Origin of the sequence: Marinagarivorans algicola (assembly GCF_001292705.1) — a bacterium.
In the GTDB taxonomy this organism is placed as follows: domain Bacteria; phylum Pseudomonadota; class Gammaproteobacteria; order Pseudomonadales; family Cellvibrionaceae; genus Marinagarivorans; species Marinagarivorans algicola.
On record NZ_LGAK01000046.1, the window covers coordinates 34,465 to 43,632 of the forward strand.

The following is a 9,168-nucleotide window of genomic DNA, read 5'->3' on the forward strand; positions in this document are numbered from 1 at the left end:
ATGAAAGTATTAATTATTGATAACTTTGACTCCTTTACCTACAACCTCTACCAATATGTTGGTGAAATCCTAAGCGCCGAACAGCGCACACAAAACAAGGTATCTTTCGAGCTGCAAGTGATACGCAATAACGCCTTAACCGTCGATGAAATCAGTGCCTTAAAGCCTGACCGTATTATTATTTCACCGGGGCCTGGCTCGCCTGATGAGCCAGCATACTTTGGCGTTTGCGCAGAGGTGATAGTAACGCTAGGAAAAACAATTCCCGTACTCGGAGTATGCCTAGGCATGCAGGGTATTGTGCATTGCTTTGGGGGTAAAATTGTTAAGAATGCTTTACCGGTGCATGGCAAAACCAGTGTTATCACCCACAACCAATCTGGGCTTTTTAATCACATCCCGAATCATATCGAGATTATGCGCTACCATTCATTAATGGCAGAGCCTACTAGCCTCCCTAACGAGCTCACTATTACCGCACTGGTCGGCCAGTTTGGCAATATCGATGAGGCCTTGGCAGTTGGCGGGCCTATTGAAATCATGGCGATTGCCCATAAGCAATACCCTATTTACGGCATTCAATATCACCCTGAATCTTTTGCGAGTGAAGGCGGTAAAGAATTAATTAAGAATTTTTTATATCCTGAATAAATATCACACACAAATAACGTCGCATTTTGATTTTGCATCAGCGCTGATCAATATCAAGCTGTGTACCATATAAACGCAGTTATCATATAAACTCAGCCACTGCATAAAAGTGTTTTGTCACGCGATATTGTGAGCGAACGAAAAAAGTCGAGACTATAAGGCTCGGCTTTTTTCGTTGATTGGGCCGATAATGCCTTACGCACCTTGCGCCATATCGGGTACTTGCAGATCCATATTATCCCAACCGCTTTTCACTTCTGCAATTAAACGCCTCGTTTCAGTAACGGCCTCTAACTGTTCAGCGGGGTCGCCTTCTGTGGCATGAAGCCGCTCAATCATATAATCGTATAAAGCCGCTAAGTTCTCGGCGACAGTACCCCCAAGTTTAAAATCTAAACTCTCGCGCAAGCCGTTAATGATCGCTTTGAGTTTAGCCGCTAATATTTGTCGATTTTCATCATTCCCTGAATGGATAGCCATAATCACGCCACTGGCGCGCTCAATAGCTCCATCCATGAGTAATGAAATAACTTGATGCGACGTGAGTTGCTCGGCCTGCTCTTGCATGACTAAAGCAGCCTGGGTTTGTGCGACGGCCATAAAACATCTCCTGATGCTAGTTAAGATAATGAATCAATTAAGATAATGAATCAATATTTCAAAAAGTGGCAAACAATTGCCGCTTTTTTGTCATCACTAGGTATAAAGCCAAGAACGTGCCATGTTCATTATTTGATCAAATCGACAACTAAAAATCAAGCCTATCAACCCTTCATAATTCATAATCGTCACGCTGTCGCGAATGCTTTCGCTCTACCGTTGTTTAAACCGTCACTCACTATAAAATATAAGCAACCGCTTATAAGGTCGATCGCGAATAATGCTGTAATAGCGACAACCATCCATTGGGTGTCAGTGATGTCCCTCTTATAAAGGTCTGAAGCTTCGGTAGCATGTGGCCGCTTACCTACCACTCGAGGCAATTGCCTTAGATGTAGCTATAGTCATGACAACAGGCAAGTCAATACCCGTTACGCCGCGCAATATCAATAACCGTAATGACTCCAATTTAAAGCCGAGCCCGACTTTTGCGGAACTCATCGCGAGGTAGCCCTTAAATTGATAGAAGCCGCTGAAATATTAACCTGTTAATTATTTCGGAATAATAGGCTATAACGTGCCTTTTTGAGCAGTATGAGTTGTCGCTTTTAGCGTAATACGCTCGTAAAGTTCAGCCACCTCGGCCACCAGTGTTTGAAATTCGGGGTGAGTGTCAGCAAAATGGGCAACGCTCTGAATTTCAGCTAATGTCTGTTCTAAAAAAATAATATCATATTCATCTAACACATCACCGCCATTCACTTTATCTTGTATATCTAACATTCGCGGCAATTGATGCTGACTAAAACCTAATAAGATCACTTCAACAGTCCCCTGTTCTTTAGTGCTTAATCTTGAAAATTGACTCATTCATACACCTTATATATCGATTAACATGTAACTATTTAGGGAGGTCGCTATTGGAGCTGAGTATTTGAAACGCCAACAGATATCCACCCACTCCCGATGAAATTAGGCCTGCCGGCCTGCTAAATAGTGGCCTTTTTATAGTCTTGGCTTATCGTGTTTTACCCAGCCCCAGATACCAGTAAGGGCGAACACCGGGAAAATAATAGCCGCTATCGCTCCGTCATTATATCGCCTGCATACCACAAGACTAAAACACATCACCAAAGTGCAATGCAAAATGCAAAAAAACGCACGTAGAAAAAATAAAAACATTAGCTATCAGTTAGTTACATTATTGGCATCGACTTTGCGTTTACTGAACGATCTGCTTGGAATTGTCATGATTATTGCCAAAGGTCGCTGAAATGCATATTGATTTACTGTTAGACTCCAGAGGTTTTGGCGGTATTGAAGCCCATGTTTTTGAATTAAGTAAAGCGCTCTTAAATTGCGGTCATACGCCGGTGGTTATCTTTATAGATGACTATGGCGAGCACCCACTCAAAGATAAGTTACACCAAGAAGCGATTACAGTCTTACATATCAACCTACCCTGGCTAAAAGCCATTAACTGGCTGCGTAAGCGTCGACCCGATGTGTTACATACCCATGGCTATAAGGCCGGAATTATTGGTAGGTTAGCCGGCAGGCTGGGGCACTTTGGTGTGTGCAGTAGCTATCACTCCGGCGAATCAACCCGAGGGCGCTTGGCAATTTATGCATGGCTAGATCGCTTAACAGCGCCTTTAGCGCACGAAATCATTGCCGTTAGCCATAAAATAGCCCGCAATTTACCCCAAAAAACACACGTACTAAACAATTTTGTTGAGCCCAAAGCAACTTTAAGCCGAGGAACAAAAATTGCTTTTGTGGGCCGGCTCAGCCATGAGAAAGCCGCCGATCGCTTACTTAAAGCCGCTCAAGCATTACCCAGTACGCAGTTTGATATCTATGGGGATGGACCACTATTCAAACACTACAAGATGCAAGCAAGCGCAAATGTTGTTTTTCATGGCGCGCAGCCGATGGAACAGCATTGGCCTAACATCGGCTTATTACTTATGCCCTCCAGATATGAGGGATTACCTCTTGCGGCACTAGAGGCTATGAGTCACGGCATACCTGCTATCGCTACACCGGCGGGCGATATACCTGCATTGATTCAACATAATCATAATGGCTGGCTGCTAAAAGCTAGCACCTCAAAAGATAATAATGCTGAACAAGAAATTATCGCTGACATTATTAAAATGCTTATGCACTGGAAAAGACTCAATGCTGCACAGCACCGCAAGATACAACAAAGTGCTCACCGCACCATTGCCAAACGATATAGTACTCACTCGACACTACCTAAATTTTTAGATTGCTATATGAATACTGCAACGGGTATATACCGTGTTTAATCAATTTTTAGAATCGACACATGCACTTCCTGACAGTAGCACAATATTACTGGTGCACTACGGTGATAACTGGTTAAGAGGTAGCGAGCACTGCCTCTTAAATTTGTGCCATGCACTTAAAAAACAAGGATTTTCCCCTATTGTTTGGTGCAATACACAAGCATTATCCGAAGCCCTAAAGAGCCATGGCGTGCCGTATCATTGCTCTAAGATGGAGATCCTTTTAGGCTATCAAAAAAAACGATATGACTTATGCGCTTGGTATACCCAAATTAAAACGGGTATTAACCTCATTAAACAATACAAGCCAGCACTTGTTCATATTAATAGTGCTGCGCCTTGCCAATGGATGCAAGTAGCCGGTCTATTGACCAACACACCGTGTATTACGCAGCTACATGCCCACTACGGAACATTCAAAGATAGGCTAACGCTGGGTTTGCATTTTTGTAATATTATTATGGGTGTGAGTCATGCCGCAATTAGAGCGCTCGACAGCGATGGTACCAACCTTCAGCAAACACGTATTATTTTACCCAATGCCATTGACGCTCTCGCACTACAACAGCAACCTCCCGTATCCATCAAAAAAGCATTAGGCGTTGAGCAAGACGCCATACTACTGCTAAGTGTAGGCTCCTTGATCAAGCGTAAAGGTCATCGATTTTTACTAGATACCCTGCACACATTAAACACCTCATCATCATTAGCTCATCATAAACCTTATTATGTTGCGATTATTGGTGACGGAGAGGAGTTAGAGTCGCTCAAAGAGCAATGCGTTGCACTAAATATTAACAAATATGTATTTTTTTTAGGTAATCAAGACAATGCTTTTGGCTATATGCTCGGTGATGCTGACGCCCTTATCAGTACAGCCATCGATGAGGTATTTGGATTGGTATTGGCAGAAGCTAATTTAGCCAAAATACCTGTGATTGCCCCTAACATTAAAGGTATTAATAGCGTAATAAAGCAGTATAAAACAGGGCTACTATATACACCCAATAATCACCTAAGCCTGCAAAAAGCACTCTTATCACTCTCGCAACATACAGACTGGCAAGTACGCGTCAGCCGGGGCTACTACCGTGCGCTAACGACCTTTAATAGCCATAAACATATCTACGGCATTATTCAGGCGTATGAACAAGCAATCGATATTCATCAAAACAATACCTTTTTAACTCGCCTTAAAAAATCGCTATTTGTATGTCAAGCAATACAAAAATGGGTATTGAATAGAACATTATTAGCACGCAATACACTGCATAAAAAAACTGCCGGCGCAAAATGAAAGAGATACATAAAAATAAAATAACCGACCATACAAGATCTGAATTTCTTGTCTATGACCCTGTGAGTTTTACAGGCGGTTCTAAAGTAGCTATGAGCCATATTATTGAAGAGTGTCCGAATAGCCGGCCTATCATTATCACGTGCGACCCAGACAGTTGGAAATCAACATATAAAATAATTTCTATTTATTTACCAAAACGATTACAGCGTGCATCATCCGGATTGCCATTTTATGGTAAACAATTACTCCTCGGAATACAGCTTTCTATTATTTTTTTAAGATATTTTAGAATAAAAAAAATAGCTGTTATTTCTGGTCCTGCCGTTGACATTTCGGCACTATTATTAAGTCAGCTATTTAGAAAATATGCTATCCAATTAATTCAAGGGCCAATATCACGTAGCAAAATAGCCTTGCTTGGTTTAAGCATGAGCCGCCGTATATTTTATTTAGCAAGCTGTCAACAAAACATTACGGATCTAATACAACATAAATCCGAATCAGATATCGCAAACATTCATCAAAAAAGCGCTATTTTTACAAACGGACTCCCTCAACATCAATGGCCAACACCGACACTCAATATTAATGCCGACGATATACGTATTGATTGCAAAGATCAGGGTAATACTAACAGCCTGCCCAGCAGTACATCCTCAAGAGTTTTTTGGGCTGCTTCATTGCTTAAATGGAAGGGTATCGATATTCTTGAAAAAGCGATTAACTGTCATTTAAAAAACACTGACATTCAAGCAAAAATTTGCTATATCAAGCCAAAAAATACAGCTTTAGACTGCCATCCAGTACCTCAAAATAATAATCAAATATCTGTATGGGAGAACCCTAACAACCTTGATGAAATTAGAAGTCAATGCAATATTTTTGTTTCGACCAGCCAACATGAACCTTTTGGCTTGAGTATTTTAGAGGCTATGGCTGCACGACTGTGTCCGGTGATCCCTAAAGATGGTGCTTATTGGGATATGCAGCTCACCCATGGGGTTAACTGCTTTAAATACACACCTAACGACCCTCAGTCATTAGCCAGAATACTATGGCTGCTTAGCCGTCATACTTTTTGTATTACATCAACCGGTCAGCGTGCGCAAGATATCGCTTCACAATACAAAGCCAAAGATACTTATCGCGCAATCGTTCAGGCGCTGTCGGAGGCCTCATTCGGCAATACGCCTCCAAAATTGAATCCCCGCACCAAAGGATAATAAATTTTGTCACACCAAGAACGTAGTCAAGTACTCCGCACAGATTTAAAAAAAGCTATTGTATTTTATGGCCTATCCATTGTTTTAATGAAGGGCTTATCCCTTATCATGCTACCTTTTATAGCTGGCTACCTAAGCCCTGCCGCCTTAGGCCAATTAGAGCTACTTACCACAGCCGCTATACTCGCAAGTTTGTTTGTGGCTATGGGCTTAGAAGATTGCCTATTTCGTTTTGCGTCAAACACGGATGGCTTGCAACAGCGTACCATTGTTGCATCACTTTATGGTTGGTCGTTAATTATTGGCTTAGCTGCATTACTCTTGGGCACATGCTTCGCTCCCGCTGCTAGCGCGCTCAGTAAGCAGTTGCTTCATGGCGGAGTCTTACAGCACTATCATTTACAAATGGTTTGGGCCGGCGTTGCCCTAGAGGGTGCAATTAGCTTGCCCTTAGCTTATTTGCGTATGCAAGATAAACCTGCGCATTTTTTCTATGTTGTGATCGGTCGTACATTTTTGCAGGCAATGTTAACATTTATCTTTTTACATCATAATGCATCGATTACCAGCGTATTACTAGCCAGCTTAATCGCAACCTGTAGTCAAGCATTGATATTGGGATGTCTTCAATTAAAAAGCACAGGTATACAGCCTAAATTACCAGAGCTTAAAGCCATTTATCAATATGGGTTGCCACTGCTAGGCAGTGGCTTATGTTTATTTGCCCTCAATGGCATCGATAAAATAGCTATTGCACATTGGGCAGGGCTTACCGAGTTGGGACTCTATTGTGTCGCAGCAAAATTTGCCCTTGCGACAGTACTACTCATGCAGCCTTTTGGCATGTGGTGGCGCCCCAAACGTTTTGCTTGGCTAGCCGAGCAGCCAGTAGCCTGCGGCCAAATGTTGGAGCGTGCCATTTTACTACTCGCGCTCATTACTTGTGCTGTTGCATGTATCGGACCGATATTAATTGCCAGCTTAATGCCTGATGAGTATATTGTTGCCGCGCAATGGGTTGCTATTATTGCTTTTATGCTAGCACTGCGAGAATCTAGCGAGGTACTCAACCTAGGTGTTCTCAACCAAAAAAATACATGGTTGCTCTTAAAAATCAATATCTCTAGCGCCGTAATAGCGATGGTATTGTGTTTATCGTTCACCAAGCTGTCGGGTGTTGCAGGCTGTATTATAGGTCTTATTATTGCTCAAGGCTTACGACTTATTTTGATTATTTGGGGCGGTAGGTATGTACTGAATCTTCAAGGTATATACCTTCATATTAGCAAGCGCTGGCTAATACTTTGCTTGTCTTCAACGCTGTTATGTGTGCTAAGTAGCACTCATTTCGTTACCCAAAGTCTTGTGCATGATGGCTTTGCGCAGATCACTCTTAATGACATAATCAGCATTGGCATATCACTCATCGGAATTTTTTTAGTACTCGCAATTATATTATTGTGCATGGCTCTACAGGCTAACATTATTTCTTTTAGGCGCATAAAACCTCTAAAACACCAGTTTAATATTCGCTAGCTTCGTACAGAGATTTTAAAAAGACACCAACAACGCATGCTCGACTACACTAAGAATATGGGAAAAAATACATATTTACATCGTTGCATTAGAAACATTATCAGCCTCAAGAATCGACACAAGCCTCTACCTAGCAATCATCATAAGATACATTTAAGTCCTTGGGTAGCCTTAGCATTATGCGGTTTATTTACAGGTGCGTGGTGGCTTTTACCTCATCCTATACTTATTGTTATTGCCGGGCTTGCACCGCTCGCCATCTATGGCGTACTACGCCTACCTTTTGTTATTGTACTGAGTTTTGTTATTTTTTCGTTTTGTCGAATACACGAAGCCTTTCCCTTTTTAAATCCTTTAAAAATCCCTCAATTACTCGCTCTTGGCTCACTATTTGCGTTGGGGTGGCATATTGTGGTCACAGGTAAAATACAACCATTTTGGGATAAAAGTTTGGACTGGGTTACTGTTTTTTTTGTTTTAGTTTTTATCGGTATCTTCTTTGCAACTAGCCGAGATATTGCCATTACAGCTTTTAAAGACTCTTATATTAAAATCATTATCATGACCTATGCTATTGCCTGGCTAACACGCACACCTAGCGATTTTAAATTAAGTTTGTATTTATTCACACTATCAGGTGTTGCCGTTGCCAGTGTTGCACTGTTTAATAAAGCTAATGGTATTGGTTTAGTCGAGGGCACTCGTGTCACTGTTGGCCGTGAACTTGGCTCTATCTTAGGTGATCCTAATGATTTAGCACTTGTACTTATGTTTCCTATCAGCTTTGCTGCCAGCTTAATGCTGAATAAAGGACTCGGAAAAATAGCGCGATGCATAGGTACACTTAGCACAATCACATTGTTTAGCGCTGTTATTGCAACGCAAAGTCGGGGTGGGCTACTCGGTGTGATAGCCGTATTCGGTTTAATGGCTTATCGGCGTATTGAGTCAAAGCTCATATTTTTTGGCGGTGGTGCTGTTGCAGTGATGGGGCTTTTTGTGATGGCTGGCATATCGGGACGCGCTTCTGGTGGCGCCGCCGAAGAAGGCGTAGACGCCTCTGCAATGGGTAGAATTTATGCTTGGCAGGCAGCTTGGGGGATGGCACTTGTTAATCCCATTACAGGCGTTGGGCTCAAGAATTTTTTTTCTAACTACTTCTTTTATAGCCCTCACTGGGACGGCCTTAATCATGCGGTACACAGCACCTGGTTTGGCGTCATGGCTGAATCGGGATTGCTCGGTATAATTGTCTTTGTGGGCATGGTTATCAAACTTATCATTGATGCCACCAATAGTACAAATTTTGCCATACAGCGGTGTGCGCCACCTGTGATTACGGCAGCATCAGAGGCTAATCTCGCCTCTATTTTAGGTATTGCTGTATCGGGTACGTTTCTAACACAAGGCTACACGTGGCCCATTTATGTAGTCGCAAGCTTAATCATTGCAATGAAACATTGGCAAAAAAACAACTTATAATTATTTTCAGAGGATCGTCGCTTGAAGATCAAGAAAATAGACAACCCTAAAATCAATAGGG

General features: G+C 42.0%; 8 protein-coding genes. 6 read left to right on the forward strand and 2 right to left on the reverse strand.

What is annotated here, in order from left to right; genetic code table 11:
- Complete coding sequence (locus tag AC438_RS13480; protein ID WP_053981791.1) at window positions 1-651, forward strand: anthranilate synthase component II; 651 nt, start codon at window positions 1-3, stop codon at window positions 649-651.
- A 195-nt stretch (window positions 652-846) separates the two neighbouring features.
- On the opposite strand, the gene AC438_RS13485 is transcribed toward AC438_RS13480, so the two are convergent.
- Window positions 847-1,251, reverse strand: a complete 405-nt coding sequence (locus AC438_RS13485) for a flagellar export chaperone FliS (RefSeq protein WP_053981792.1) — start codon at window positions 1,249-1,251, stop codon at window positions 847-849.
- Window positions 1,252-1,821: 570 nt separating this feature from the next.
- Window positions 1,822-2,121 carry a hypothetical protein gene (locus AC438_RS13495; RefSeq protein ID WP_053981794.1) on the reverse strand — a complete coding sequence of 100 codons (300 nt, stop codon included), beginning with the start codon at window positions 2,119-2,121 and terminating at the stop codon, window positions 1,822-1,824.
- A gap of 404 nt (window positions 2,122-2,525) precedes the next feature.
- On the opposite strand from AC438_RS13495, the gene AC438_RS13500 reads away from it, so the two are divergent.
- From AC438_RS13500 to AC438_RS13520, 5 genes are read left to right on the forward strand one after another with little or no spacing between them, the layout of a single operon-like run.
- Entirely contained in the window at window positions 2,526-3,566 is a 1,041-nt protein-coding gene (locus tag AC438_RS13500; protein WP_053981795.1) for a glycosyltransferase family 4 protein, read from the forward strand.
- The gene (locus AC438_RS13505; protein ID WP_053981796.1) at window positions 3,559-4,863 is read left to right on the forward strand and encodes a glycosyltransferase; all 1,305 of its coding nucleotides are present in this window, start codon (window positions 3,559-3,561) and stop codon (window positions 4,861-4,863) included. The genes AC438_RS13500 and AC438_RS13505 overlap by 8 nt, the downstream gene beginning before the upstream one ends.
- Window positions 4,860-6,089 carry a glycosyltransferase gene (locus AC438_RS13510; RefSeq protein WP_053981797.1) on the forward strand — a complete coding sequence of 410 codons (1,230 nt, stop codon included), beginning with the start codon at window positions 4,860-4,862 and terminating at the stop codon, window positions 6,087-6,089. The genes AC438_RS13505 and AC438_RS13510 overlap by 4 nt, the downstream gene beginning before the upstream one ends.
- A gap of 6 nt (window positions 6,090-6,095) precedes the next feature.
- Entirely contained in the window at window positions 6,096-7,625 is a 1,530-nt protein-coding gene (locus AC438_RS13515; protein WP_053981798.1) for a lipopolysaccharide biosynthesis protein, read from the forward strand.
- 57 nt (window positions 7,626-7,682) lie between these two features.
- Complete coding sequence (locus AC438_RS13520) at window positions 7,683-9,107, forward strand: O-antigen ligase family protein (RefSeq protein ID WP_082354168.1); 1,425 nt, start codon at window positions 7,683-7,685, stop codon at window positions 9,105-9,107.
- The last annotated feature ends 61 nt before the right edge of the window (window positions 9,108-9,168 follow it).

Coding starts and splice junctions, on each gene's coding strand:
- AC438_RS13480 (WP_053981791.1), top strand. CDS start 1: ATGAAAGTATTAATTATTGATAACTTTGACTCCTTTACCTACAACCTC.
- AC438_RS13485 (WP_053981792.1), bottom strand. CDS start 1,251: ATGGCCGTCGCACAAACCCAGGCTGCTTTAGTCATGCAAGAGCAGGCC.
- AC438_RS13495 (WP_053981794.1), bottom strand. CDS start 2,121: ATGAGTCAATTTTCAAGATTAAGCACTAAAGAACAGGGGACTGTTGAA.
- AC438_RS13500 (WP_053981795.1), top strand. CDS start 2,526: ATGCATATTGATTTACTGTTAGACTCCAGAGGTTTTGGCGGTATTGAA.
- AC438_RS13510 (WP_053981797.1), top strand. CDS start 4,860: ATGAAAGAGATACATAAAAATAAAATAACCGACCATACAAGATCTGAA.
- AC438_RS13520 (WP_082354168.1), top strand. CDS start 7,683: ATGGGAAAAAATACATATTTACATCGTTGCATTAGAAACATTATCAGC.